Source organism: Pontimicrobium sp. MEBiC01747, assembly GCF_053601635.1.
Window position 1 is genome coordinate 1 of sequence record NZ_JBSHNS010000102.1, and the last position, 243, is coordinate 243.

The 243-nt window shown below is 43.2% G+C and carries 1 protein-coding gene; it reads right to left on the reverse strand.

Annotated elements, in window-relative coordinates:
• A partial coding sequence (locus tag ACVC2P_RS02065) for an Ig-like domain-containing protein (RefSeq protein ID WP_452596821.1) occupies positions 1 to 243 on the reverse strand: 243 nt, incomplete at both ends.

Here is a 243-nt window from a genome sequence, read left to right on the forward strand (position 1 = left end):
AGTTTCTTCAGCTTCAGCATAGTAAGTGTAAACTCCAATAGCTGTATCGGTAGGCGTATAATTAAGTCCAGAAGCTAAAGCAGTACCTCCAGTGGCGTTTGTATACCAATTAACAGCATCCCCTAAAGCAGGAGGGCCAGGCAGTACAACACTTAAAGCAGGTGTAGTTGTCCCAAAACAAACACTAGGATTGTTAGGATTAGTAGGCGTATCGATAAAAGGACAAGCACAATTAGGCGCAGT